Annotated in this window: 24 protein-coding genes; 13 read left to right on the top strand and 11 right to left on the bottom strand. The window is 72.2% G+C overall.

The annotated features are described in order from the left end of the window. Window positions 1–35: 35 nt before the first annotated feature. Complete coding sequence (locus tag K8612_RS22605; protein WP_223763819.1) at window positions 36–1,502, bottom strand: hypothetical protein; 1,467 nt, start codon at window positions 1,500–1,502, stop codon at window positions 36–38. Between the two features lie 114 nt (window positions 1,503–1,616). After that, window positions 1,617–3,104 carry a glutamate--cysteine ligase gene (locus K8612_RS22600; RefSeq protein ID WP_223740538.1) on the bottom strand — a complete coding sequence of 496 codons (1,488 nt, stop codon included), beginning with the start codon at window positions 3,102–3,104 and terminating at the stop codon, window positions 1,617–1,619. 165 nt (window positions 3,105–3,269) lie between these two features. Here K8612_RS22600 and rlmN point away from each other — a divergent pair, with 165 nt between their 5' ends. Both rlmN and K8612_RS22590 read left to right on the top strand, forming a co-directional pair. Then, a complete protein-coding gene (rlmN, locus tag K8612_RS22595) occupies window positions 3,270–4,346 on the top strand; it encodes a 23S rRNA (adenine(2503)-C(2))-methyltransferase RlmN (RefSeq protein WP_223763818.1) in 1,077 nt (358 codons plus the stop codon). 200 nt (window positions 4,347–4,546) lie between these two features. Continuing rightward, a complete protein-coding gene (locus K8612_RS22590) occupies window positions 4,547–4,933 on the top strand; it encodes a hypothetical protein (protein ID WP_223740540.1) in 387 nt (128 codons plus the stop codon). 3 nt (window positions 4,934–4,936) lie between these two features. Here K8612_RS22590 and K8612_RS22585 read toward each other — a convergent pair whose 3' ends face one another. Both K8612_RS22585 and K8612_RS22580 read right to left on the bottom strand, forming a co-directional pair. Beyond that, window positions 4,937–6,547, bottom strand: a complete 1,611-nt coding sequence (locus K8612_RS22585; RefSeq protein WP_223740541.1) for an adenylate/guanylate cyclase domain-containing protein — start codon at window positions 6,545–6,547, stop codon at window positions 4,937–4,939. Window positions 6,548–6,580: 33 nt separating this feature from the next. Then, window positions 6,581–7,435, bottom strand: coding sequence for a metallophosphoesterase (locus tag K8612_RS22580; RefSeq protein WP_223763817.1), 855 nt, complete (start codon window positions 7,433–7,435; stop codon window positions 6,581–6,583). 92 nt (window positions 7,436–7,527) lie between these two features. Here K8612_RS22580 and gluQRS point away from each other — a divergent pair, with 92 nt between their 5' ends. From gluQRS to K8612_RS22545, 7 genes are all read left to right on the top strand, one after another. Beyond that, window positions 7,528–8,466 (top strand): tRNA glutamyl-Q(34) synthetase GluQRS, encoded by a 939-nt coding sequence (gene gluQRS, locus K8612_RS22575; protein ID WP_255672007.1) that lies wholly within the window; start codon window positions 7,528–7,530, stop codon window positions 8,464–8,466. Between the two features lie 160 nt (window positions 8,467–8,626). After that, window positions 8,627–9,583, top strand: a complete 957-nt coding sequence (locus K8612_RS22570) for a hypothetical protein (RefSeq protein WP_223763815.1) — start codon at window positions 8,627–8,629, stop codon at window positions 9,581–9,583. Window positions 9,584–9,655: 72 nt separating this feature from the next. Further along, window positions 9,656–10,303, top strand: coding sequence for an AgmX/PglI C-terminal domain-containing protein (locus K8612_RS22565; RefSeq protein ID WP_223763814.1), 648 nt, complete (start codon window positions 9,656–9,658; stop codon window positions 10,301–10,303). A gap of 44 nt (window positions 10,304–10,347) precedes the next feature. Further along, entirely contained in the window at window positions 10,348–11,187 is an 840-nt protein-coding gene (locus K8612_RS22560; protein WP_223763813.1) for a DUF4081 domain-containing protein, read from the top strand. Window positions 11,188–11,373: 186 nt separating this feature from the next. Continuing rightward, a complete protein-coding gene (locus K8612_RS22555; protein ID WP_223740547.1) occupies window positions 11,374–11,823 on the top strand; it encodes a hypothetical protein in 450 nt (149 codons plus the stop codon). A 98-nt stretch (window positions 11,824–11,921) separates the two neighbouring features. Further along, on the top strand, window positions 11,922–12,578 hold the full coding sequence (locus K8612_RS22550; RefSeq protein WP_223763812.1) for a hypothetical protein: 657 nt from the start codon (window positions 11,922–11,924) through the stop codon (window positions 12,576–12,578). 141 nt (window positions 12,579–12,719) lie between these two features. Further along, a complete protein-coding gene (locus K8612_RS22545; RefSeq protein ID WP_223763811.1) occupies window positions 12,720–13,346 on the top strand; it encodes a tRNA-(ms[2]io[6]A)-hydroxylase in 627 nt (208 codons plus the stop codon). Between the two features lie 30 nt (window positions 13,347–13,376). Here K8612_RS22545 and K8612_RS22540 read toward each other — a convergent pair whose 3' ends face one another. After that, a complete protein-coding gene (locus K8612_RS22540) occupies window positions 13,377–15,254 on the bottom strand; it encodes an SLC13 family permease (RefSeq protein WP_223763828.1) in 1,878 nt (625 codons plus the stop codon). 188 nt (window positions 15,255–15,442) lie between these two features. Here K8612_RS22540 and K8612_RS22535 point away from each other — a divergent pair, with 188 nt between their 5' ends. The 3 genes from K8612_RS22535 (at window position 15,443) to K8612_RS22525 (ending at window position 19,644) form a co-directional block, all read left to right on the top strand. Beyond that, on the top strand, window positions 15,443–17,236 hold the full coding sequence (locus tag K8612_RS22535; protein ID WP_223763810.1) for a phosphoenolpyruvate carboxykinase (GTP): 1,794 nt from the start codon (window positions 15,443–15,445) through the stop codon (window positions 17,234–17,236). Between the two features lie 138 nt (window positions 17,237–17,374). Then, complete coding sequence (locus tag K8612_RS22530; protein WP_223740552.1) at window positions 17,375–18,205, top strand: tetratricopeptide repeat protein; 831 nt, start codon at window positions 17,375–17,377, stop codon at window positions 18,203–18,205. Beyond that, entirely contained in the window at window positions 18,205–19,644 is a 1,440-nt protein-coding gene (locus tag K8612_RS22525) for an ABC transporter substrate-binding protein (protein WP_223740553.1), read from the top strand. The genes K8612_RS22530 and K8612_RS22525 overlap by 1 nt, the downstream gene beginning before the upstream one ends. Here K8612_RS22525 and K8612_RS22520 read toward each other — a convergent pair. The 6 genes from K8612_RS22520 to K8612_RS22495 form a co-directional block, all read right to left on the bottom strand. Continuing rightward, a complete protein-coding gene (locus tag K8612_RS22520) occupies window positions 19,625–20,800 on the bottom strand; it encodes a pyridoxal phosphate-dependent aminotransferase (RefSeq protein ID WP_223763809.1) in 1,176 nt (391 codons plus the stop codon). The genes K8612_RS22525 and K8612_RS22520 overlap by 20 nt on opposite strands. Continuing rightward, entirely contained in the window at window positions 20,797–21,075 is a 279-nt protein-coding gene (locus K8612_RS22515; RefSeq protein WP_223740555.1) for a hypothetical protein, read from the bottom strand. The genes K8612_RS22520 and K8612_RS22515 overlap by 4 nt, the downstream gene beginning before the upstream one ends. 115 nt (window positions 21,076–21,190) lie before the next feature. After that, entirely contained in the window at window positions 21,191–21,886 is a 696-nt protein-coding gene (bioD, locus tag K8612_RS22510) for a dethiobiotin synthase (RefSeq protein ID WP_223763808.1), read from the bottom strand. After that, window positions 21,876–23,057 (bottom strand): 8-amino-7-oxononanoate synthase, encoded by a 1,182-nt coding sequence (gene bioF / locus K8612_RS22505; RefSeq protein WP_223763807.1) that lies wholly within the window; start codon window positions 23,055–23,057, stop codon window positions 21,876–21,878. The genes bioD and bioF overlap by 11 nt, the downstream gene beginning before the upstream one ends. Beyond that, window positions 23,054–24,079 carry a biotin synthase BioB gene (gene bioB, locus K8612_RS22500; RefSeq protein WP_223763806.1) on the bottom strand — a complete coding sequence of 342 codons (1,026 nt, stop codon included), beginning with the start codon at window positions 24,077–24,079 and terminating at the stop codon, window positions 23,054–23,056. Before bioB ends, bioF begins: the two co-directional genes overlap by 4 nt. Window positions 24,080–24,269: 190 nt before the next feature. Continuing rightward, complete coding sequence (locus K8612_RS22495; protein ID WP_120597359.1) at window positions 24,270–24,539, bottom strand: GlsB/YeaQ/YmgE family stress response membrane protein; 270 nt, start codon at window positions 24,537–24,539, stop codon at window positions 24,270–24,272. A gap of 185 nt (window positions 24,540–24,724) precedes the next feature. Between K8612_RS22495 and radA the strand changes: the two genes are divergently transcribed. After that, window positions 24,725–26,086, top strand: coding sequence for a DNA repair protein RadA (gene radA, locus K8612_RS22490; protein ID WP_223740559.1), 1,362 nt, complete (start codon window positions 24,725–24,727; stop codon window positions 26,084–26,086). Window positions 26,087–26,097 lie beyond the last annotated feature (11 nt).

The raw sequence follows: 26,097 nt of genomic DNA, 5'->3' as shown, positions 1-26,097 counted from the left end.
ACGGCGAAGCGCCCGGCTCCCGGCGCCGCGCGCCTTCAGTTCCAGACGAACAGCCGGTGCACCTGCGCCGCGTCGTCGCCCAGCGTGTCCATCAGGGCCTGCTTCGCGGGGCCGGGCAGCTCCTGTCCGCCTCGCGCGCAGCGGGCCGCGTCCTCCACCGCGAAGGCGGGCGCGGCGCAGAACGCGTCCTGCCAGCGCGACATGAGCGAGGCGAAGAAGGTCTGCTCGTAGCCGCGCAGTTGGCCGTCCAGCCAGCCCTCCTTGTCGGGCCGCTCGAACCGCTGGGGCCGCACGCCGCCGGGGTCGAAGGTGATGTTGTGCTCGTAGCCGGAGGCCTCCAGGGACCGCTCCGCCTTCACCGCCAGCGGCGCGTGCCGCTCCTGGAGGATGCCCTGGGCCACCACCGCGAAGTGGTACTCCACGCCCCGCCGCTGCGCGTGGTAGTCGAACGAGCGCGACACGTCGCGGTACTTCGTCACCTCCACCGTCGTCTTGTACTCGACCGTCTTCTTCTGCTGGACGAGGCGCTTCTTCATCACGCCCTTGTCCTCGTAGGACTCCTCCACCGTGTACGGCACCTCCGCCGTCGCGGTGCGGTCCTCGTGGTCCGTGTACGGCACGCGCTCCGTCCACGGCGCCGTCAGCGTCACCGGCTCGCTGATGCGCCGCTCGCTCAGGCTCCCCGCGATGGTCATCGGCGCGTGGCGCTGGGACGCCTCCGAGTACCAGGGCGAGGCCTCGAACGCGCCCGACAGCCGCGTCACCAGGTACTGCACGACGTCATTGCTGATGCCATCCACGGACACCTGCCACGTGGGCACGCCCAGCGCCTCCGGGAACATCCCCGCGCGGGGCGCGGGCTGCTGGTAGTGCCCGCAGTAGCGCGACACCAGCTCCGCCCAGTGCTGCGCGCCGCCGGACAGCGACTGCTTCAGGTTCGCGCACGTCGCCGCGCCGCCCTGCGCCACCGCCTCCTCCATGTCGCGGCGGATGGGCGCCATCTCCGGGTGGGCCAGGAGCGCGCGCTTGCGGTCCAGGTGCGTCTCCGCCGTCAGCGCGTGGCCCCGCTTCGCCTGCTCGATGATGAGCTGGCGCAGGTGCCGGTGCGTGCCCGCCATCTCCTCCAGGAGCGAGCTCTCCATGCCGCCATCCAGCTTGGAGTTCCACTTCACCTTGTACGTGAAGAACTGCTCCAGGTTCGCCTCCGCGTCCTCGTCCCGCCCCTCCACCCGCGCCTGCCGCGCCTGGGTGAGCAACTGGGACAGGCCGCGCCAGCGCAGGTCCTCCAGCGACGCGCGGTACTCCGGGTTGTTGGGCTCGTCATTGACGAGCTTCACGTAGACCTCGGCCGCCTCGACGAAGCGGCCCTTCTCCGCCAGGTCGTTGGCGTGGCCCCGGGTGGTCGAGCACGCGGACAGGACACCCGCGCACAGGAGCGCCGGCACGAGGAAGGACCTCCGGCGGGCGCCGGAGCGGAACGATGCGAGGAGCGAGGCGATCACGGGAACGGCACCCTTCAGCGCGAGGCACGAGGCCTCGCAAGCTGACCTTCAGGATGGCCGGATTATTCACCGCGACGGCCCCGTCCCGACAAGGGCCCCCAAGCTCCGGAGCCGTCAGCGCTCCACCGGCCAGGTGTGCACGGGCAGCCCCTCGTCGGACAGCTCCAGGTAGCGCTCCAGCATGGCCGCCAGCGCGTCCTGCCGGGGCATGTGGGCCTCCAGCCGCTCCAGCACCGCCCGCTGCCAGCGCGCCCCGGTCCGCTGGAGCGCCACGCGCCGGGCGATGATGTCCAGCAGCCCCTCCGCCTCCGCCACGTCCACCCCGGCCTCCACCAGCCCGCGCCTCGCCACCGGCAGGAGCTGCTTCACCAGCTCCACCGCCGGCAGCACCCGGGGGCTGGGCGCGGTCTCCGCCGGCCACAGCAGCGCCGCGCCCAGGCCGTGGTGCGCCGCCTGCTTGAAGTTGCGCCGCGCCTGCCAGAAGGGCAGCGCCGGCAGGAGCGCGTCCACCCGCTCCGCGAGCCCCAGCGTCAGCCCCAGCAGGAACGCGCCGTTGGCCACCATGTCCACCGGCGTGGGGCCGGACGGCAGCGCGCGGAACTCGATGCGCACGTGGCCTTCGCCGTGCGGATCATAGACGGCCCGGTTCCACGACCAGACCGTGCCCTGGTGCAGCCGCAGCTCCTCCAGCTTCGGCAGGCCCCCGGCGGCCACCACCTCCAGCGGGGACTCCCGTCCCATCACCGGCAGGAGCGCCGGGTAGAGCGCCACCGCCTCCGCGAACAGCTCGTGCGCCCCCTCGCGCACCCAGCCATGGCCGAACGTCACGCGCGGGTGCAGGTGCGCGGCCTCGTCGCTGTCGCTCCGGTCGTCGGTGGCCTGCTGGAAGAGCGCCACGCGCGTCTCCTCCCACAGCCGCTTGCCCAGGAACACCGGCGAGTTGCCGCACGCGGCCAGCACCGGCCCGGTGGCGAGCTGCGCGGCGTTGTACACGCGCGCGAAGTCCTCCGGGGCCACGCGCAGGTGGAACTGGAGCGACGTGTTCGCCCCCTCCAGCGTCACGTCCTCCCAGGTGAGGTGGAGCGTGTCGTCGCCCGCGATGGCCACCTGGAAGGGTCCGTCGCGCCGCTTGCGGATGGCCGCGGCCAGCGCCCGGTAGCGCGGCTGCGGCGTGAGCGCGTTCCTCCCCAGGTCCGCCTGCCGCAGCGTGGGCAGGATGCCCACCGCCGCCACGCGCGCGCCCTCCGTCGCCGCCGCGCGCTTCAGCTCCGCCAGCACGTCGTCCAACTGGGCCTGGAGCCCGGTGAAGGGCCGCCCCGCGAGCAGCGAGGGGCGCAGGTTCATCTCCATGTTGAAGCGGTTGAGCTCCAGCGTCAGCCGGTCGTCCTTCGACTTCGCCAGCACCTGCTGGTTCACCGGCAGCGGCGAGCCCGCGCCGTCCACCAGCGCCACCTCCAGCTCCGCGCCCATCGTCGCGGGCCCCACGCCGAAGCCGGGACGCCGGAGCACCTGGCGCAGCGCCTCCAGGCTCTCCGCGAGCCGCGCCACGAACCGCGTGTGCTCCTCCGGCGTGAACTCCTCCTGCTGGATGGCCAGTCCCATAGGCCCTCCACGATTGCCACGACGCGCGGCCCCGGCACGCGCGGTGTCAGCCGCTGGACGCCGCAAGGTGCCGGGGCCCCCACCCGGACCCACGCCCCCCTGTCCGCCCCCCAGGCCGGCGGACCCGGGTGCGCCCGCGCCGGGTGTGTTATCCCAGGCCCCGTCATGCCGGACGCCACCGTCAACCTCCACGACCTGACCCGCCCCGAGCTGGACGCGCGGCTCGCCGGCTGGGGCTTCAGCCCCCAGTACCGCGAGCGCGTGTGGACGGGCCTGTACCGCGACGGCGTCACCGCGCTGGGCGAGGTGACGGGGCTGCGCCCGGACCTCCAGGCCGTGCTCCAGGAGCGGGCGCACCTGGGGGCGCTCGCCACGCACCACGAGAGCTTCAGCAGCGACGGGCTCACCCACAAGCTGCTCCTGCGCCTGCACGACGCGCAGACCATTGAGACGGTGCTGATGCGCTTCAAGGGCCGCGCCACCGTGTGCGTGAGCACGCAGGCCGGGTGCGCCATGGGCTGCGTCTTCTGCGCCACCGGGCAGATGGGGCTGTCACGCCACCTGACGCCGGGCGAGATCGTGGGACAGGTGCTCCACGTCACGCGCCTCCTGCGCGCGCAGGGTGAGAGCTTGCGCAACATCGTGCTCATGGGCATGGGCGAGCCCCTGCACAACTACGAGCACACCCTGGCCGCGGTGGACATCCTCGTGGACCCCAAGGGCCTGGCGCTGGCGCCGCGCTTCATCACCCTGTCCACCGTGGGCGTGGTGCCCGGCATCCTCCGGCTGGCGGACGAGGCGCGCCCGGTGCAGCTCGCGGTGAGCCTCCACGGCGCCACGGACGCGGAGCGCGCCGCGCTGGTGCCCGCGGGCCGCCGCTGGCCGCTGAACGAGCTGATGGACGCGTGCCGCTACTACGTCGCGAAGCGCAAGCGCCGCATCTTCTTCGAGTGGACGCTCATCTCCGGCCGCAACGACACCGCGGAGCACGCGCACACGCTGGGGCGGCTCCTGCACGGGATGGACGCGCACGTGAACGTCATCCCGCTCAACCCCACCGTGGGCTACGACGGCGGCCCCAGCGTCCCCGACGCGGTGCGCGCCTTCCAGGACGTGCTCACGTCGCACGGCGTGCCCAGCACGGTGCGCCAACGTCGCGGCATCGACATTGACGCGGGCTGCGGCCAGCTCAAGGCCGCCGTGGAGCGCAAGCCCCGCCGCTCCCTTCCCGTCGCTTCCTGAGCAACGTGCGGGGTCGCGCGGAACACCCCCCAACCTGACGTGTCACCCTGAAGCGCTAGCATCCAGCCCGCCCGCACGTGCGTAGCGAGGTGTGGGCGGCAAGCGGATGTTCGTGGGCCCTTGCATGGCATGGGCTCGTGGGCACATTCTTCAAGACGGCTTCCACGCAACCCCAACGGCTTCTCTGGCGGAGGTGGGCAATGCTTTCCATCCAGGAGCACGGCACGGTGGAAGAGGCGAGCAGGAACCTGCTCGACTTCATCCTGATCCCCGACAACTGGCTCGAGCAGGCGCACCCGCAGCCCGAGGGCTCCGCGACGTGGCCGGCACCGGACACCCAATACCAGCGGCGCGTGGGCCCGCTGCGCATCTGCGCGTCGGTGGACGTGGCGCCGTCGCTGGACGTGACGCTCCACATCGCGTTCCGCGCGCCGGGGCTCACGCCGCTCAAGGCGGCGGACCACCTGGAGAGCTTCCTCAAGCAGCGCCTGCCGCTGACGCCCAACAGCGAGTGGCAGGTGGAGGTGGACGAGCGCCGGTGGATCCACTTCTCGCGGCGCTACGCGGGCACGCACCTGCTGGCCTGACGGCTACGGCGCCAGCCGGTAGTGCCGCAGCGGCTGCGCCACGTTCTTCACCGGCGTCTCCGTGAGGGGGCCGAACTGGAGCTTGCGCACGAAGGGCTCCTGGGACTGCTTCAGCGCCTCGTGCACGCTCTCCATCACCAGCGTCTCGCGGAAGCCCGCCAGCGACTGCAGGCGCGCGGCCTGGTTCATGCCGCTGGAGAAGGCCGTGTAGTTGCGGTTGGGCCCGAAGAGGCCGCAGTTCGCGGTGGCCAGGTTCACGCCCACCGCCACGCCCAGGCCCGGCAGCTTCACCCGCTGGCACAGCGCGGCCACCTCTTCGCGTCCGCTCAGCTCCGCGGTGAAGGCCTGGATGTCCTGCGCCGCGCGCACGGCGGCCTCCGCGCGGCGCACGCGGTCCGTCTGGAAGAAGGGCGGCCCGAAGAGGCCGATGACGCAGTCGCCCACCATCTTGTCGAAGACGCCGCCGTGGGCCCAGATGCAGTCCACGGCGCGCGCGCTCCACTCGTCCACGAAGCGGCCGATGCTGCGCGGGCTGTCGAAGCCCTGCTCGCAGATGCGGGTGAAGCCGTTGATGTCCGCGAACAGGATGCCCACCTCCTGCTCCTGCGCGCGCAGGTGCCGCGCGTAGTCCGGGTCCTCCAGCAGCGCGTCGATGGCCACCGTGGGGAAGAACTGCGACAGGTGGATGCGCTCGCGGTTGTAGTCCAGCAGGCGCTGGCTCAGCGTGGAGGCCAGCACGCGGATGAGGTCCATCGCGTACGCGGAGAAGCCCTCGTTGCTCCAGACGACAATCTTGCCCAGGGGCTCGCTGCGCGTGGCCGCGGAGATGAGGACGGCCTCCGTGGTGCGCCCGTCGAACAGGCGCTTGAGCACGCCCGCGTCCCCGTGCAGCAGCCGCGTGCCGTGCTGGTGCACCAGCGCCTCCAACTGAGAGCCGGGCTGATCTCCGCTCTCGTACTCCAACTGCCCGTGCCGGTACGTGCGGTAGTGCAGCACGTGCGGCTGCACGGCGTCGCGGTACAGGAGGAGGAAGCCCGGCAGCCGCACCCGCTGCGCCAGCGTGCGCACCGCGTGGTCCATGCCCGCCTCGAAGACGGGGTTGGCCAGGTGCTCGTTGCACTGGAGGATGAGCTGGTGCTTCTCCGACGCGGTGTGGACCAGCATCAGCACCGTGTCCAGCTCCTCCGCCACCACGTCCAGCGCGCGCACGCGCTTCGCGGTGGTGCCCGCGTCGCCGGGCGGCCCCGCGAAGAGCACGCCCAGCGTGCCCACCGGTGAGCCCGCCACGTCCAGCGTCTGGGTGAGCAGCGTGCCCGTGTCGTGGACGCTCAGCCCCATGGGCCCCGCCAGCAGACTCCCGGCGAAGACGCCGCCCCAGTCGCCCTCGCTCCAGGTCTGCTCCACCAGCTCCTCGTCGCGCGTGGTGACGGCGATGGCGCGCGCGCCCAGCAGCGTCAGCAGCGTGGGGAAGCAGCGCCGGAAGCACTGGGTGAGCGTCTCGCGCTCCCGCAGGCTCTCCTCCAGGAGGTCGTCCGTGACGCGTCCCAGGTGCCGCAGGTAGCGGTACTCCTCCAGGGACAACTCAACGGGTGGGGACGGGGGCGCCGGGGTCATGTGCGCCCCTTGTACCGCCGCCCGGGAGAAGTGTCACAGCGCGGGCACGTGCTTCGTCCCGCCCACGACGACGCCGTCCTGGACCTCGATGAGCCAGTAGCCCTCCTTCCCCGCCTGGGTGGAGGAGCCCGCGCCGAACAGGTGGGGCCGGTCCGCCGTGGCCGGGTGGTGGTAGCGCTGGTGGATGTGGCCGTGGAGCACCGCGAAGCGCGGGCCCGGCAGCAGCTTCAGCAGCGCGTCCGCGTCATGCAGGCCGTGGTGCCAGCCGTCCGCGTGGTTCGCGGCGCCGCGCGGCGCGTGGTGCACCACCACCAGGATGGCGCGGCCGTCCAGCCGTGCGTCCTTCAGCAGGGCCGCCAGGCCTTCGAGCTGCGCGGGGCCCACGGTGCCGTAGGACAGGCCGGGCGTGGGCAGCGGGCGCGCGGAGCACAGGCCCACCACCGCGGCCCCCTCCCCCACCAGCCGCACGAAGGGGAACGCGCCCTCGCGGCGGTACTCCGGCAGGTCGCTGCCGAGCAGGTCCCCGAAGTGCCGGGCGAAGCGGCCCTCCCGCGCGGCGCCGGGGGTGAAGACGTCGTGGTTGCCGGGGATGACGGTGCAGCGCGCGGGCGTGGGGGCCAGCGGCGACAGCGCGGCGCGGGCGGCGCGGAACTCACCCTCCAACGCGTAGGCGGTGAGGTCGCCGGAGAGGATGAAGTGGTCCACGCCGTGCGTGCCCGCCTCGCGGGCGATGGTGGACAGCGTGGCCTGCGCGTTCCGGTAGGCCTTCGCCCGGCCTCCCGCCGTCAACTCCACGAGCGCCACCCAGCGGCGCCAGCCCAGCTTGCGCAGCGGCAGGGCGAAGTAGTCCTCGGTGATGTGGACGTCGGAGCAGTGCAGGAAGCGCATGGAGGAGGTCACACCCTGGGAACGGGAGGAGGCGGCGGGGCATTCTCTCCCAGCGCGCGAAAGCGGGCGGGGAAGTTATGGTTGCCGCCACGATGCGAGGACGCTTCGCCCCCAGCCCCACCGGCCGCATGCACCTGGGCAACGTGAGAAGCGCGCTCCTGGGCTGGCTCCAGGCGCGGGCCGCGGGCGGCGCGTTCCTGCTGCGCATCGAGGACCTGGACCGCGCGAGGTGCCGCCCCCAGTTCCTCCAGGACCTCTACGAGGACCTGCGCTGGCTGGGCCTGGACTGGGACGAGCCGCCGCTCATCCAGAGCGAGCGCGACGGCGTCTACCGCGAGGCCCAGGAAAAGCTCGCGCGCGAGGGGCTCATCTACCCGTGCTTCTGCACGCGCGCGGAGATCGCCCGCGCGGCGAGCGCCCCCCACGGCCTGTCCGACGAGGGCCCGCGCTACCCCGGCACCTGCGCGCACCTCACCGCCGCGCAGGTTTCGGAGCGCGCCCGCACGCGCGCCCCCGCGTACCGCTTCTGCGCGCGCGCGGGCGAGGTGCGCTTCGTGGACGAGCTCATGGGCCCGTACGCCCAGGACGTGCAGGCGCTGGTGGGAGACTTCGTGGTGCGCCGCAACGACGGCGTGGCCAGCTACCAGCTCGCGGTGGTGGTGGACGACGCGGCCAGCCGCATCACCCACGTGCTGCGCGGGGACGACCTGCTGCCCTCCACGCCCCGGCAGCTCCAGCTCTACGCCGCGCTGGGCCTGGCCGCGCCCGCGTTCCTCCACGTGCCGCTGGTGATGGGCGAGGACGGCAAGCGGCTGGCGAAGCGCGACGGGGCGTTCGCGCTCGCGGAGCTGCGGGCGCGCGGCCGGCCTCCCGAGCACGTCCTGGGCCTGCTCGCCGCGTGGAGCGGCCTGGGCGACGGCGGCCCGGTGACCCTGCCCGCGCTCGTCGCGCGCTACCGCACGGACGCGCTCCCTCGCGAGCCGGTGGTGGCGCGCGAGGCACTGCTCCTCGACGCACTCGGCCTGCGCTGAGGGCACCCGGCCTTCCGCCCCACCCTCCGGGACGGGGCGACCGTGAGGCGGTGAAACGCCCGGGCGTGCCCGGTGCACACCTTCACCCAGACACGTCCGTCCCCGGCCGCGCCGTTGGAGCGCGGCCGGGGCGGCACACGGGAAGCGAGGGTGGAATCCAATGGCAGCCATTGTCGAGAGCGAACGCGCCGGCATCATCCCAGCGGTGCCGGGCAGTGCGTACAAGCTGAGCTGGGGCGCCATCTTCGGTGGCACCTTCGTCGCGCTGGGCGTCTGGATATTGCTCTACACGCTGGGGCTGGCGCTGGGCCTGTCGTCGGTGAACCCCGCCGACGCGTCGAGCGCGAAGTCCGCGGGCATCTTCACCGGCATCTGGAGCGTCATCGTCCCGCTGGTGGCGCTGTTCGTGGGCGGCGTGGTGGCCGCGCGCAGCGCGGGCATCGTGGACAAGGCCGGGGGCGCCATGCACGGCGCGGTGCTCTGGGGCCTGACGACGCTCCTGGGCGTCATGGTCGTGGGCATGCTGGTGTCCAACGTGGTGGGCGCGGTGTTCAACGTGGGCAAGGCGGCCGTGGGCGCGGGCGGCACCGCGGCCGTGGGCGCGGTGACGGGCGGCGGTGAGGCCGCGAAGGCGTTCGGCCTGGACGCCAACGACGCGCTCGCGCCGGTGAACAAGCGCCTGCGGGAGGAGGGCAAGCCCACCATCACCGCGAACCAGTTGGAGGCCGCGACCAAGGACATCGTCACGGAGGGCGTGCGCCAGGGCCGCATGGACCGTGAGCTGCTGGTGAGCAACATCGCGCAGAACACCAACCTGTCGCGCCGGGACGCGGAGGAGGTGGCGGACCGCGTGCAGCAGCAGGTGGACCAGGGCGTGAGCCAGGCCAAGGCCAAGGCCAGCGAGGTGGGCCAGCAGGCGCAGCAGGGCGCGCTGAAGGTGGCGGACCGCTCCGGCCGCGTCTTCTGGGGCATCTTCGCGGGGCTCCTCCTGGGGCTCATCGCGTCGGTGCTCGGCGCCACGCTGGGCGTCAGCCGCAAGCAGCGCATCCGGGCCGAGGGCGCCGTGGTGCCTCCGACGACGCCGACCACGACCCCGCGGCGTGAGGTGTATCCGTAGCCTCGGGCGCTCGCGTGCATCCCCGCTTCCCGGTCCCCCGGGAGGCGGGTATGACACGCGGGCTCCCGGCCCATGACGTCCTCGCACCGCACCCTCGTCCGCTGGCTCCTCATCCCCGGCCTGAGCCTGGGCCTGTTCCTGCTGTTCGCGCTGGGGGCCGCGTGGGTGACGCGCTTCATGGACGCACCGGAGCGGACTGAACCGGCCGCGCCGCCCCCGGCCCTTCCGCCGGGCACGAGCGCACCGGCGCCCGGGCTCCCCCGGCCCGCGCCCCCCACCCCTCCGCGCCCGCCCCCCGTGGCACCGGCGCGAGCGCCGCCCCGCGCCCCGCCGCCGCGCCAGGACCCCGACGCCCCCGACCCGCTCCGCGTGGAGCGGGTGGAGCCAGTGGTGGAGGCGTCCTCCGGCCGCATCGACGCGGAGGACCTGCGCCTGGCCATCCAGGCCGTGACTCCGCTCGTGCAGCAATGTTTCCAGGACGCCGCACAACGCAACCGGGGCACACAGGAAGTGAAGCTGCGCTTCACCGTGGAGGGCGAGGGCTCCGAGGGGAAGATGCGCCGGGGAGAGCTCGTCTCCAGCACCATCCCGGACCCCATGGTGCAGGCGTGCGTGCTGGACTCGCTCCTGGACGCGCGCTTCCCGGCGCCCCACCTGGGAGGGTCCGCGACCGTGCTGCATCCCTTCCGGTTCTCCGTGCCTGGGGACGCTGGCCCGTGAGGTCGGGTTGCGCGTAAGGTTCAGGCCCCCTTCGGCCCCCGCGCATGCCCGTCACCGTCGAACAGCTCGCGCCTTCCCACACGGACGCCCTGCGCGCGCTCCTGGCGAAGGATCCCATCCACAACCTCTACCTGCTGGGGTTGCTGGAGGAGTTCGGCATCGCGGCGCCGGAGCGCCAGGCGGCCTTCTCCTTCCACGGCCGCTTCGACAGCGGCGTGCTCACCGCGGCCGTCTTCGTGGGCGGCGAGGGCGGGCTGGTGGTGCCCAGCGCCAGCGACGCCAGCGTCACCGGCGTCATCGCGGACGCGCTCGCCCCCAGCCTCAAGCTGCGCGCCACCGTGGGGGACAAGGCCTCCGTGGACGCGCTGGTGCGCAGCCTCTGTGAGGGCAAGCCGCGCCTGTCCCGCACCCAGAAGCTTTTCAGCGTCTCCGCGGACGACCTGGGCCCCTTCACCAACCCCACCCTGCGCCTGGCCCGCGAGGAGGACGTGCCCCGCCTGCTGCCCCTGGCCCAGGGCTACGTGCGCGAAATCCTGGAGCGGGATCCGCTGGCGGAGGACTCCGCCCACTACGAGTCCCGCGTCCTCCAGCGCGTGCGCCAGCGCCGCACCTACGTGCTGGAGGAGGGCGGCGAGCTGGTGTTCAAGGTGGACATCGGCTGCCGCTCGCAGTTCGGCGCGGAGCTGGAGGGCATGTACACGCCCCCGTCCCGCCGCCGCCAGGGCCACGCCACGCTGTGCCTGGGACAGATTTCCCGGCACCTGCTGTCGTCGCTGCCCCGGCTGGCCATGCGCGTGGACGAGCGCGACGAGAGCACCGCCCGCATCGCGCGCAAGGTGGGCTACCACGCCGGCCGCACCCAGCGGCTCGTGCTGGTGGAGTAGCCCCCCGGACAACGCAGGCAACACCCGCCTGTTGCTCCCGGGACAACGGGGATTGTCAAAAAGACATGTAAACAATTGAAAACACGCCAGCTTGGACCAGGGCATGGCGCTTGCTCCCTGGGAGCGCGGCGCGCGTTCGCGTGCCCGGCGGCCCCAATCACCGCCGCATCCCACGGGAGCAGTTCGATGAAGCGTTTCCAGACGTTGGCGAAGGTGTGCGCGTTCGGTGTGGTGGCGTTGAGCGCGGGGACCGCGGCCGCGTGGCAGTACTACCCGGGCATCGCGTTCAAGGCCGCGTATGCGTCCGACGCGGCGTGCTTCAACGTCCACAGCTACTCGGGCATCCGCAACGACTGTACGACGACGCGTCTGGCCATCGCCTCCGTGCCCATGTGGACGGTCGGCTACCACCCGACGACGGTGCAGATCTACGGCAACAACAGTTGGTGCGAGACGGAGACCGTCAACGGCGTGGGCAACGCCGGCCAGGTGGGCGCCACCACGTACACGGTGGCCGGCCCCATGGCGTGGCAGACCCTCAACACGGGTGACCGCTACGTGTGGGAGGACTTCGCCCTCGTCTTCCGCTGCGGCCTGCAGTCGGGCGGCATCATCGGCGGCTTCACCATCGACTGAAGCACGGGCCTGCCGGCTCACAGCGGGCCGCGCGAAGGCTTCACATTCCTCCCCTTCGCGCGGTCCGCTTCTTCCCACCGAAGTCCCGCGAGCGCCCCATGTCCTCCAGGCTCCAGACCGTCCTCGCCATCGTCAACACCGCCGCCATCGCGGGCGTGGGGCTCACGCTCGCCGGCCACCAGCGCGCCTCCGACGAAGCCATGGAGGAGCTGCGCGCCCAGGTGCGCCACGCCAGCGAGGGCACCGACGCGAAGCGCGCCGCCGCGGAGACCGCGATGCGCCTGTGGGCCGCCAACGCCGCGCGCCCGCCCACGGCGCCCCACGCGCGGCCCGGCGCCCCGGAAGCGGCCCCTTCCGGAGCAGCCGCCGCGGCGGAGGACCCGGGCGAGGACGTGCCCCCGGCTCCGCCCATCCGCCCGCCCCCGGCCTCGTTCGAGCAGTCGCGCACGCGCGTGTTCAACGCGTTCGCCGCGGAGCCGGTGGACGGGGACTGGAGCGCGCGCGCGTCCCGGACGCTCGACGACGCGTTCCGCGCGCACCTGCCTGGCACCTCGCGCGTGAAGTCGCTGGAGTGCCGCGCCACGCTCTGCCGCGTGGAGCTGGTGCACCGGGCCCAGGCCGACCACGGGGCCTTCCTGATGAACGGGCTGCGCACCTGGCCGGGCTCCGTCTTCATCGCCAACGAGGCGCAGGAGGGCGACGACTACGTGGTCACCCTGCTCGCGTCGAAGGAGGGCACGAACCCGCCGCTGTAGCCGTGGACGCCGGCGCCCGCCGCGGGAGAGCGGCCCCTCACCGCGCGGGCGGCCGGCATGTCCTGGGAGGAAGCGGGCGCGAGGGCGCCGCACGACACCCGCGCGCGGCGCCCGGCGGATGCCCTACAGTCCGCCTCCGAAATGAGCAGCCGCCCCACGCCCTCCCGCCGTCCCCTCTCCGGAGCGGGCCCCGTCATCCTCCACGCGCCCACCGACCCCGGCTGGCTGCCGCTGGCGCTGGCGAACTTCGACGCCGTGCTGGTGGACCACGCCCACTGCGAGAAGAAGGCCGCCGCCAACGCGCTGTCCATGCTCCAGGCCTACCCGGACCTGCCGGGCCTGCCGTCGCAGATGGCGCGCCTGGCCCGCGAGGAGAGCGCCCACCTGGCGCGCGTGCTGGACCTGATGGCCGCGCGCGGCCTCACGCTCACCAAGGACGCCGGGGACCCGTACGCCCAGGGGCTGCAGAAGCACGTGCGCACGCCCGCCCTGGAGCGGCGGGTGGACCGCCTGCTCGTCGCCGCCATCATCGAAGCGCGCTCGTGCGAGCGGCTGTCCCTGCTCGCGGAGGGGCTCACCGACCCGGCGCTGGCCCGCTTCTACGGAGAGCTGGCCCAGTCCGAGGACGGCCACCAGTCCCTCTTCCACCGCCTGGCCGTCACCGCGTCCAACGGGGACGAGGCCGCCGTGGACGCGCGCCTGCAGTACCTGCTCGCGCAGGAGTCGCGGGTGCTCGCGGACGTGGGGCTGCGCGCCGCCATCCACTGACCGCCATCCCCTGAAGGAAGCGCCGCGCGCCTACGCGTGGAACGGCCACACCACGGGCACGGCGAACACCAGGAACACCACCAGCGCCGCGGTCAGCGGCGTGCCCAGCCGGAAGAAGTCGGTGAACCGGTAGTGCCCGGGCCCGTAGACGAGCACGCAACTGGGCTCCAGCGGGGTGATGAAGGAGCAGCTCGCCGCCAGCGTGATGCCCATGGCGAAGGGGCGCACGTCCACGCCCAGTTGCGCCGCCGCGTTGAGCGCCACCGGCAGCACCACCAGCGCCGCGGCCTGGTTGCTCATGGGCGCGGACAGCAGGATGGTCAGCACCATCAGCAGCGCCAGCACCGCGCGGGGCCCGCCGTACGCGCCCAGCCGGGCCACGTGGTCGCCAATGAACTTCCCCGCGCCGCTCACCTCCATGGCCAGCCCCAGCGCCATCATGGAGCCGATGAGCAGCACCACCCGCCAGTCCACGCGGAACGCGGTGCGCGCGTCCACGCACCCGGTGGCGATCATCAGCAGCATGCCGGTGAGCCCCGCCACCGACAGCGGCACCCAGCCCAGCGAGCCCGCCGCCAGCGCCCCCAGGAAGAGGAGCACCGCGAGCAGCGCCTTCGCGTAGCGCGGCGGCTCGTACTCGTGGCCCTCCAGCACCATCAGGGTGTGGCCCGGGGCCAGCTCCGCCACCTTCTGCCGGGGCCCGCGCAGGAGCAGCACGTCCCCCACGGACAGCGGCAGCGTGGACAGCGAGTGGTGGTGGTACGAGCGCCGCAGGAGCTGCAGCTTGGTGTTGCGCTGGATGGCGGGCCGGCGGTGCAGCCCCAGCGCCACCAAGCCGAAGCGCTCCACGAACAGCGTCTCCTTCAGGCTGCGCCCCACCAGGGGGCTGCCGGGCGGCACGCCCACCTCCGCCAGCATCGACTCCGGCCCCTCCAGCTCCGCGTCCGACAGCCGCACGTCCGGCCGCAGCTCGATGCCCCGCAGGTCCTTCACCCGCAGGATGTCCTCGCGCTTGCCCTCCACCACCAGCCGCTCGTCGCCCGTGAGCACGTACCCGGGCTTCGCGGACAGGGTCTCGCCGTCGCGCACCACGCCAATCACGCGCAGGCCCAGGCCTTCGCTGATGTCCGACAGCGGCTGGCCCACGTAGCGCGAGTCCCCGGGCACCACCGCCTCCGTGAGGTAGTCGCGCAGCGTGAAGCCCTCCGTGCCCGGCTTGCCCTCGCGCGCGGGCAGGAGCCACCGCCCCAGGAGCACCACCACCGCGATGCCGATGAGCACCACCGGCAGCCCCACCGGCGCCAGCTCCGTCACGCCAATGGGCGCCATCCCCTGCCGCTTCAGCGCCGCGGACACCACCAGGTTCGTGGACGTGCCGAAGAGCAGCACCGTGCCGCCCAGCATGGACGCGTACGCCAGCGGCAGCAGCACCTTGCTGCGCGGCACCTTCGCCCGCTGCGCGGCGCCAATGGCCACCGGCAGGAAGGCCGCCGTCGTCACCGTGTTGGAGATGAACGCGGAGAACACCGCCACCACGCCCATCATCGCCAGCACGAACGCCTGGTGGCCGAAGCGCGCGAAGAAGGCCATCCGCTGCCCCACCATCTGCACCACGCCCGTGGCGGCGAGCCCCTGGGTCATCGCCAGCAGGGTGAAGATGAAGATGACCGTGTCGTTGCTGAAGCCCTCGAACGCCTGCGCCGGCGTCAGCACCCCGGACAGCGCCAGCAGGCACACCACCACCAGCGAGGTGAACTCGATGGGGATGGAATCCACGGAAAAGAGGACCAGGGCGACGACGATGATGACCAGGACGAGGGCGATGGACATGGAGCGGGCGTGCGCACCCACAACCTGGGCACGGCGCGCTGCGCTGCCAGCGTGTGCCGCACCGCGCCGTTTACTGATGAATGACCGGGCGCTGATAAGTGGAATTAGGCCAAAGCGGTCGAAAGTCCGGTTGACTGCCGGACGTCAGTTGCTTTTGGGGCCCCGGTCCAGAAGGTTTGGTGTTCCTTCCGCTGTAGGGTTTCGCCCCCTCGCGAAGTCGCGAAACGCGGGAGACCCGACCCATGAAACACCCCGAGGAAACCTCCATGGCTTCGACGCAAGCGGCCGCCGCCTCCGAGCAGGCGCCCACGAAGAACCCCACGCTGCTGGCCTGGGTGGCCAAGATGGCCGCGATGACCCAGCCGGACCGCATCGTCTGGTGCGACGGCTCCGAGGCGGAGAAGCAGCGCCTCACCGAGCAGGCGGTGAAGGACGGCACGCTCATCCCGCTCAACCCGCAGAAGCGCCCCGGCTGCTACCTGCACCGCTCCAACCCCAACGACGTGGCGCGCGTCGAGCACCTCACGTTCATCTGCACGCCCAACAAGACGGACGCGGGCCCCACCAACAACTGGATGGAGCCGGAGGCCGCCTACACGAAGCTCTCCCAGCTCTTCGAAGGCTGCATGAAGGGCCGCACCATGTACGTGGTGCCCTACGCCATGGGCCCGCTGGGCGGCGCCTCCACGAAGATTGGCGTGGAGCTGACGGACAGCGACTACGTGGTGCTCAACATGCGGATCATGACCCGCATGGGGAAGGCCGCGCTGGACATGCTGGGCGACAGCGACGACTTCAACCGCGGCCTGCACTCCACGGGTGACGTGAACCCGGACCGCCGCTACATCTGCCACTTCCCCCAGGACAACACCATCTGGAGCTTCGGCTCCGGCTATGGCGGCAACGTGCTGCTCGGGAAGAAATGCCTCGCGCTGCGCATCGGCAGCTACCTGGGCCGCGAGGAGGGCTGGCTCGCCGAGCACATGCTCATCCTGGGCGTCACCTCCCCCAAGGGCGAGACGACGTACATCGCCGCCGCCTTCCCGTCCGCGTGCGGCAAGACGAACTTCGCCATGATGATCCCGCCCAAGGAGTACCAGGGCTGGAAGATTGAAACCGTCGGCGACGACATCGCCTGGATGCGCCCCGGTCCGGATGGCCGCCTGTACGCCATCAACCCGGAGGCCGGCTACTTCGGCGTGGTGCCGGGCACCAACTACAAGACCAACCCCAACGCCATGGAGACCATCTCCAAGGACACGCTCTTCACGAACGTGGCGCTCACCCCGGACGGCGACGTCTGGTGGGAGGGCAAGGACGGCGAGGTCCCCGAGGAGCTCATCGACTGGCAGGGCAAGCCCTGGAAGAAGGGCAGCACGGAGAAGGCGGCGCACCCGAACAGCCGCTTCACCGCGCCCATGAGCAACAACCCGGTGCTGTCCGCCAAGGCGAACGACCCCCAGGGCGTCCCCATCAGCGCCATCATCTTCGGCGGCCGCCGCTCCAACACCGTCCCGCTGGTGCTCCAGGCCTTCAACTGGACCCACGGCGTGTTCCTGGGCGCCACCATGGGCAGTGAGACGACGGCGGCGGCCACCGGCAAGGTGGGCGTCGTGCGCCGCGACCCCATGGCCATGCTGCCCTTCTGCGGCTACCACATGGGCGACTACCTCCAGCACTGGCTGGACATGCAGAAGTCCATCCCGCAGCTCCCGAAGATCTTCCAGGTCAACTGGTTCCGCCAGGACAAGAACGGCAAGTTCATCTGGCCGGGCTACGGCGAGAACATGCGCGTCCTGGAGTGGATCGTGAACCGCGTCCAGGGCCGCGTCCCCACGCAGGAGACGCTGCTGGGCTGGGTGCCGCGCCAGGACCAGGGCCTCAACCTGAAGGGCCTGGACATGTCCGAGGAGGCCGTCCAGGAGGCCACCTCCATCAAGGAGGACGAGTGGAAGTCCGAGCTCAAGAGCCAGGAGGTCTTCTTCGAGCAGTTGGGCACCAAGGCCCCCGAGGCCCTGATGCTCCAGCGCAAGCTGCTCATCGCGCGCCTGGACGGCTGATAGCCGTCTGACGCCAGGGCAGGCCCGTCCGGGGCCGCTTCCTCCCCCGTGCCGACGGGGGTGGGGGTGGCCCCGGCGCTTTTTTCCGGGGGCCAGCGCTTCGACGGCCGGATTGTTCGGCGCTAGGCTCACCGCCCCATGAGACTGGTTTTCGTGTTGTCGCTGGCGCTGGCGCTGGCACCGGGGTCCGCCCTGGCGCAGCGGGGTGGCTCCAAGGTCAACGTGCAGGCGCTGTTGAAGGAGGGCAAGCGCCTCTATGACGCCGGCAAGTACCGCGAGGCGGCGGAGGCGCTGAAGCAGGCCAACGAGGCGCAGCCGCACCCGCGGCTCGTCTACAACATCGCCGTGGCGCTGGAGTACGCGGGCGAGCCCCGCGAGGCGATGAGCTTCTACCGGCAGTACGTCACGTCCTCCAGCGAGGACACCGACCCCGCCCTCCTGAAGAACAGCAACCGCGCCATCGACCGGCTGCGCGTGCAGTTGGACCGCGAGGACCAGGCGCAGGCGGCGGCGGACGCGGACCGCAAGCGCCTGGAGGCGGAGGCGGACGCCGCGCGGCAGCAGGCGGAGGCCGAGCAGGCCGCGGCCCGGCGCGCGCAGGAGGAGAGCGAGCGCCAGAAGCAGGCGGAGCTGGACCGGACCCTCAAGTCCTACCGCAACCAGCGCATCGCCGCGTTCGCCACGGGCGGCGTGGCGGTGCTGGGCGTGGGCGCGGGCGTGCTCTTCGGGCTGCAGGCGCGCGACCAGCGCGAGCAGTTCGACAGCGCCTCCACGCTCACCGACAAGCAGCGGCTGTCGGACAGCACCAAGAGCAAGGCGCTGCTGGCGGACATCGGCTTCGGCGTGGGGCTCGCGGGAGCCATCACCGCCATCATCCTGTATCCCAAAGAGGGCCCCCCCGCGCAGGGCGAGGTCCGCGTGACGCTCGCGCCGCGCGGCGCCGGGGTCGGCATGGAGGGTCGTTTCTGATGCGCGCGCTGGGAATGATGACGCTGGGCATGGCGCTGCTGTCGTCCGGGTGCAGCTTCACCACGGCGGGCGGCCTGTCCGAATGCACGACGAGCAGCGACTGCGGCAGCAACAGCGTCTGCACCTCCGGGTTCTGCCTGCCGCAGCCCGCGGGCTGCGACCAGGTGGTGGGCGCCACGTCCGCGGCGAACCCCATCGTGCTGGGCGCGGCGCTGCCGCTCACCAACGCGAGCGGCAACGCGGAGATTGAGCAGCAGCGCTTCAACGGCCTGAAGCTGGCGCTGGATGAGGTGAACCAGGCGCAGGGCGTGGGCGGCCGCCAGTTCCTCATGTACGTCTGCGACACCGGGGCGGACGCGAACCGGGCGGTGACGCAGGCGACCTGGATGGTGAACGACAAGGGCGCGGTGGCGCTCTTCAGCGCGGGCAGCGCGCAGACGCTCGCCATCAGCGGGGTCACCATCCCCAAGAACGTGCTGCTCATGAGCCACACGGCGACGAGCTCCGCGTTCACCACGCTGTCGGACAAGAACGGTGGCGCCGTGGGCCTGGTCTGGCGCACCACGCCCTCGGACGTGCTCCAGGGGCGCGTCATCGCGGACGTGCTCCAGGGAATCACGCCCATCAACGACCCGGGCGTGACGTTCACCCCTCCGACCAAGGTGGGCGTGGCGTACGTGAACGACTCGTACGGCAACGGCCTGTATGACGCCATCCAGAGCCGCGTCACCAACAAGGACAACGTCGCGGGCGCGCAGTACAACCGCAACGAGTCCGTGTCCGGCGCGGTGAGCCGGCTGGTGTCCTTCAAGCCGGACCTGACGGTGCTGGCGGGCTTCCCCGAGGACAACGCGCGGCTGATTCCGGAGGCGGCGTCCCAGGGCGTGGGCGTGGCGAGCGGCAACCGCTGGTTCCTCACGGACGCGAGCAAGGACCTCACCCTGCTGACGAACCTGGGCGCCAACAAGGCGGAGCTCACCGGCGCCTACGGCACCGCGCCCGCGTCCGCGCGCCCCAGCGACTCCACCTACAAGCTGTTCGCGGACCGGTTCATCACCGCCTACAAGACGGACCCCGGGCAGTTCTCCTTCACCGCGCACGCGTACGACGCCATGTACATCGTGACGCTGGGCGCGGCGTTCGCGGTGGGCAACGACCCCAACAACCCGCAGCCGGTGACGGGCCCCCGCATCGCGGAGGGCCTCACGAAGCTCACGCCCGCCTCGGGCCAGACCGCGACCACCTACTCGCTGGGGTCCACGCAGTTCACCGCGGCGCGGGAGGACCTGCGCGCCGGCAAGGTCATCAACGTGCGCGGCGCCAGCGGCGAGCTGGACTTCAACAACGAGACGGGCGAGGCGGCGTCGCCCTACGAGCTGTTCAAGGTGGAGAACAACGCCTTCAAGACGGTGCAGCTCATCAACCCACCGGTGGACTGAGCACGCGCACCAGCGGTGCCAGGGCGGCGGTGAAGACCTCGGGCGTCGGCAGCAGCGACAGCACGAGGTACGCACCGCCGCCGAAGTCGTGGAAGTAGCCCGGCTGCACGCGCACCCCCTCCTCCAGGAGCCGCAGGCAGGTGGCCTCCTCGCCGGGGTGACGGGGGATGCGCAGCACCGCGCTCCAGCCGCCGTGCGCGGGCACCACGTCCCACGCGGCGTCCGCCGGGCGCGCTCGAATCAACCGCTCCCGGTTGCCCTTCACCCGCGACAGCAGCGCCCGCTGGAAGCGCGGCGCGTGCGCCAGGAGCGACGGCAGCGCGAGCTGCACGGGCGTGGCCACCGACAGCGCCGCGTCCGCCACGTCCTCCAGCCGGGCCAGGGCCTCGTCGCGCGCGTGCGCGGGGCCGCCCACGTGCAGCCACGCCAGCTTGAGGCCGGGCAGGCCCGCCACCTTGGACAGGCCGGAGAGCGAGAACGTCAGGCACGGGAGGCTCCGCCCCGCCACGGACGTCACCCTGCCCGCTTCTTCATCCCACGCGAAGTCGGAGAACACCTCGTCGCAGACGAGCGCCAGGCCGTGGCGCGCGCACACGTCCGCGAGCGCGTGGAGCTCGCCCTCGTGCAGGAAGTGGCCGGTGGGGTTGCCGGGGTTCACCACCACCACCGCGCGCGTGCGGGCATCCACGGCGGCCTCCACCCGGCCCGCGTCCAGGCCGAAGCCGTGCACCGAGGGCAGGCGGTAGGAGCGTGCGTGCACGCCCTCCAGGCGCGCCAGCACGTCCACCAGCGGGTAGCCGGGCGCGGGCACGAGGACGTTGTCCCCCGGGTCGCACAGGAGCTTGAGGAGCCAGCCGTAGGCCTCGCTGGTGCTGGCGGAGAGGACGACGTGCGCGGCCTCCACGGGCGCGCCCCGCCGGGACAGGTGCGCGGCCACGGCCTCGCGCGCGGAGGGCAGGCCGAAGGGCTCCGGGGCGTAGTCGAAGGCCCCGCGGTGGGCCCCGAGCTTCACGCGCGGCGGCGGCAGGCCCACGCGCGTGGGGTTGGTCTCCGCCAGGTCCAGCACGGGCAGCCCGCATGCGTGGCGCATGGCGACGGCCTGGGACAGCGGGTTGAGCGTTCGCGGGAAGGCGGTGCGGAGCGAGAAGCGGCTCACAGCCCCGTCTGGAGCATGGCGCTGGCCACGCGGCGGATCAGCTCGCGGCGCAGCTCCAGGCGGCAGTGCTCGACGGCCTTCTCGTGCGGCGCGGGCAGTTCCGGGTTCCGGGTGCGGATCGCGGTGCGCAGGACCAGCTCGACCTTCGCGGGCTCAATCTGGAACAGCCGCGGACCGTCTTTCTGGAGGAAGTAGGACAGCCCGCGCTGTTCGATGAGCTTCTTGAAGAAGCGCCGGACGTCCGCGAGGAGCGTGATGTCGATGATGTCCGCCATTCGTGACGGCTTTCTCGCGCGGAAAAAACGGGCCGTCCAGATCACGGCCTCGACCACGCGAAAACTTGCGCGACCTGTAGCACGCGCCTTTCCGCCGAACGCGGCGGAGGCCGATTTATCGGGCCCGCGCGCGTTCGGGCACCAGCGGCGCCAGCGCGCGCCGGAAGGCCATCCGGCGCTTTCTTGCATCCTCCACGTACGGCACGGGCCCCAGGACCTCCACGCCATGGCGGGCCTCCAGGTAGCGCCGGTTGTCCCGCTCCGCCAGGTCGCGTCCGGGCACCCCGCGCGACAGCACCACCGCCCGTACGGACACCTGGCGCGCGGCCAGCGCCTCCAGCGACAGCGCCACGTGGTTGAGCGTGCCCAGCCCCGCGCGCGCCACCAGCACCACGGGCAGGCGGAAGGCCTGGATGAGGTCCACCACGTCGCGCTTCGAGTCCACCGGGACGAACAGCCCCCCTGCCCCCTCCACCACCACCGCCCCGCCCTTCAGCCGCCTCCACGCCGCGAGCGTCGCGCGGAAGTCCGGCTCCATCCCCAGGCGCGACGCCGCGATGCCCGGGGCCAGCGGCGCCTTGAAGCGGTGCGGGCAGAGGGCGTCCACCGGCAGCGTGCTGCCCGCGGCCTCGCGCATGGCGAGCGCGTCCGCCGGGGCCTTGAGGGACGCGCAGCCGCTCTCGTAGGGCTTGAAGCCCTGGGGCGCATGGCCCGCGTCCCTCAGGAGCGACAGCAGCGCGCACGACACCTGCGTCTTGCCCACGCCGGTGTCCGTGCCGGTGACGAAGAACTGGAGCGCCTCATGGGCCACGGGAGACTCCCACCCGGCGCAGGGCCTCCAGCGCCAGGTCGATGTGGCCCGTCGTATGGGCCGCGGAGAGACAGAAGCGGAGCCGGCTGGTGCCGTCCGGCACGGTGGGCGGGCGGATGGCCTTCACCAGCAGGCCCGCCTCGCGCAGGCGCTTCGCCGCGTCCAGCGCGCGCGAGGGCTCGCCCAGGATGACCGGAAAGATGGCGCTCCGGGGTTCAGCGGGCAGTCCCAGCGCGCGCAGACCCTCGGTGAAACGGTGGATGTGCCCCCACAGCCGCTCGCGCGGGGCGGGGTCGTGCTCCACCAGGTCCACCGCGCGCTCGGCGCCAGCGCAGAGGGCGGCGGGCAGCGCGGTGGAGTAGACGAACGGCCGGGCGCGGCTGACCAGCAGGTCCGCCACCGCGCGCGACGTGGCCACGTACGCGCCCAGCCCGCCCAGCGCCTTGCTCAGCGTGCCCATGCGCAGGTCCACCCGGTCCTCCACGCCCAGCGCCTCGCACAGGCCCGCGCCGCGCGCGCCCAGGACGCCGGTGGCGTGCGCCTCGTCCACCATCAGCGCGGCGCCGTGGGCCTCGCACGCGGCCAGCAATTCGCGCAGCGGGGCCACGTCCCCGTCCATGGAGAAGATGCTGTCGGTGACGACCAGCTTGCGCCGCGCGGGCGTCTGCTCCAGCGCGCGGGTGAGCGCGGCCACGTCCGCGTGCGGGTAGACAACGACGCGCGCGCGGGACAGCCGGCAGCCGTCCACCAGCGAGGCGTGGTTGAGGGCGTCGGAGAACACCGCGTCGCCGGGGCCCACCAGCGCGGGCAGGATGCCGGTGTTCGCCGCGTAGCCGGAGTTGAAGAGGCGCACGGCCTGGGCGCGCTCGAAGCGGGCGAGCCGCGCCTCCAGCCGCTGGTGCGGCACCATGTCCCCCACCACCAGGCGGCTGGCGCCGGTGCCCACGCCGTAGCGCTCCAGCGCGGACGCGACGGCGGCGCGCACGGCGGGGGACGCCGCGAGCCCCAGGTAGTCATTGGAGGAGAAGTTGACCAGCCGCTCGTCCCCCACGCGCACCTGGGCGCCCTGGGGGGAGTCGAGCGGCTCCAGCGCGCGGCGGAGGCCCTTCGCGGACAGGGCCTCCAGGTCCTCGCGCGCCCAGCGGTCCGCGACCTGCGTCGAGGGGCTCACCGGTCCTGCCGGGGCTCCAGGGGGCGGATGCCCGCCTTCTCCAGGAGCGCCATGTCCTGGGTGTACTCGGGGTTGCCGGTGGTGAGCAGCTTCTCCCCGAAGAAGAGCGAGTTGGCGCCCGCCATCATGCACAAGAGCTGCGCCTCCTCGTTCATCTGCATGCGGCCCGCGGACAGGCGCACCATGGCCTGGGGCATGAGCAGGCGCGCGGTGGCGATGGTGCGCACCATGTCCACCGTCTCCACGCGGTGCTGCTGGGCCAGGGGCGTGCCCTCCACGGGCACGAGCGCGTTGATGGGCACCGACTCCGGGTGCACCTCCTGGTTGGCCAGCGTGCGCAGGAGGTTGCAGCGGTCGTCCACGGACTCGCCCATGCCGATGATGCCGCCGCAGCACACGGAGATGCCCGCGTCGCGCACCCGGTCCAGCGTCTTCAGCCGGTCGTCATACGTGCGGGTGGAGATGATGTCGCCGTAGTGCTCCGGGGACGTGTCCAGGTTGTGGTTGTACGCGGACAGGCCCGCCTCGCGCAGGCGCTTCGCCTGGCTGTCGGTGAGCATGCCCAGCGTGGCGCACGCCTCCATGCCCAGGGCCCGCACGCCCTTCACCATCTCCAGCACGCTGTCGAACTGCGGGCCGTCCTTCACCTCGCGCCACGCGGCGCCCATGCAGAAGCGGGTGGCCCCGGCGGCCCGGGCCTGGGACGCGGCGGCCAGCACCTCCGGCACCGCCATCAGCTTCTCCGCCTTGACGCCCGTCTTGTAGCGCGCCGCCTGCGGGCAGTACGCGCAGTCCTCCGGACACCCGCCCGTCTTGATGGAGAGCAGCGAACAGAGCTGCACCTTGTTCTCCACGAACACCTGCCGGTGCACCGTCTGCGCCTTGTGCACCAGGTCCAGCAGCGGCAACTGGTACAGCGCCTTCACCTCCGCGAGCGACCAGTCGTGACGCACCGTCACCCCTTGCGGGGCGGGGGCGGCGTGGTGGGCGTGGCCGTGGAAGGACTCGGCGGTGTCGGACATGCGGGCTCCTGGGGAGGCGTCAGGAGGCCGACGGTGCGTGGCCCGGGGGCCATTGTCAACGCTCTTGGAGCAGGGGGTTGACGAGTCCTCCTCCCCCTCTGGGGAGGACCGCAAGACAGAAGGGACGTCCGTGCGTGACACGGACGTCCCTGGCTGTCTCCCGCCTCATCGGTCGAGGAGCCCTGCCTGACTAGACGTGGACGCGACGGCCGCGGCCGGCGAGCCCCACGAGGAACAGCACGACCAGCGCGCCCAGCACGGAGAACAGCAGGCCCGTGGGGTGGAGGTCGAACACGCGACCGTCACTGGAGAACAGCGAACCGACGAAGCCGCCCACGAACGAACCGGCGATGCCCAGCAGCGTGGTGGCGATGAGCCCCATCGACTGGTTGCCCGGCATGATGGCACGAGCGATCAGACCCGCGACCAGACCAATCACCAGAAACGCGATAATCCCCATGGCACTCTCCCTGTGTGGGGGGCGCGCTGTTTCGCGTCGCCCGTGGTCCAGAAAGTGGGTTGCCCCTCCCTGTAGGGCAACTCGCTACCTGATCCACGCCATCACGCCTGCCTGCTCTCCTGGCATGTCGCGCGCATGAGCTTGGGCGACGAAACGTCAGGGGTCTGGGGTAGACACTCCAACCCATGGCGAAGGCGAAGACGCACTACACCTGTCAGGCCTGCGGCTACCAGACGGCGAAGTGGCTCGGGAAGTGTCCGGACTGCGGGGCCTGGAGCTCGCTCCTGGAAGAGACCGAAGCGAAGGTGGACGACAAGCGCCCGGCGTGGGGCGCGTCCGGGGGCTCATCCCGGCCGGTGAAGCTGCAGGACGTGACGGCGGAGACGGAGGTGCGCCGCCGCACGGGCATCACGGAGTTCGACCGCGTGCTGGGCGGCGGCGTGGTGGGCGGCTCGCTGGTGCTGCTCGGCGGCGACCCGGGCATCGGCAAGTCCACGCTGCTCCTGGCGGCGCTGGACAAGCTGTCGCGGCACGGGCCGGTGCTCTACGTGTCGGGTGAAGAGAGCCTGCGTCAGACGAAGATGCGCGCGGAGCGCCTGCGGGTGGAGGGGGACGCCATCCACCTCTTCGCGGAGACGGACGCGGACCGGGTGCTCCAGGCGGCGGAGGCGCTGAAGCCGCAGGCGCTGGTGGTGGACTCCATCCAGACCATGTACCTGCCGGAGCTGGGCAACGCGCCGGGCAGCATCACCCAGGTGCGCGAGGTGGCGGGCCGGCTGATGGCGTTCGCCAAGCGCAGCGGGGTGCCCACGTTCCTGGTGGGGCACGTGACGAAGGAGGGCTCCATCGCGGGTCCCCGGGTGCTGGAGCACATGGTGGACACGGTCCTCTACTTCGAGGGCGAGCGCGGCCACCCGTTCCGCCTGCTGCGCGCGCACAAGAACCGCTTCGGCAGCACCAACGAGATTGGCGTCTTCGAGATGAAGGGCGCGGGGCTGGTGGAGGTGGCGGACCCGTCCGCGCTGTTCCTCTCCGAGCGCCCGCAGGGCAAGTCCGGCAGCGTGGTGACGAGCACGCTCAACGGCACCCGTCCGCTGCTGGTGGAGGTGCAGGCGCTGGTGGCGCCCACGGGCTATGGCACGGCGAGGCGCACGGCGATTGGCGTGGACGGCAACCGCGTGGCGCTGCTGGCGGCGGTGCTGGAGAAGAAGGAGGAGATCCCGCTGGTGGGCTGCGACCTGTTCGTCAACGTGGCGGGCGGCATGCAGTTGAGCGAACCGGCGTGCGACCTGGCGGTGTGCGCGGCGCTGGTGAGCAGCCTGCAGAACCGGCCGTTGGACGCGAAGACGCTGGTGCTGGGAGAGGTGGGGCTCGCGGGCGAGGTGCGCGCGGTGGGCCAGGTGGAGCCGAGGCTCGCGGAGGCCGCGAAGATGGGCTTCCAGCGGGTGGTGCTGCCGGCGGGCAGCGCGCGGCGCGTGGAGGCGACGAAGCTCCAGGTGGTGGGCGTGGAGACCCTGAGCGAGGCGCTGGCGGCGATGTTCGACTGACGCCCCGGGGC

Origin of the sequence: Corallococcus sp. AS-1-6, assembly GCF_020037015.1 — a bacterium.
Classification (GTDB): domain Bacteria; phylum Myxococcota; class Myxococcia; order Myxococcales; family Myxococcaceae; genus Corallococcus.
Note: the sequence above shows the minus strand (reverse complement) of the source record. Positions and strands in the feature narration are given on the sequence as shown.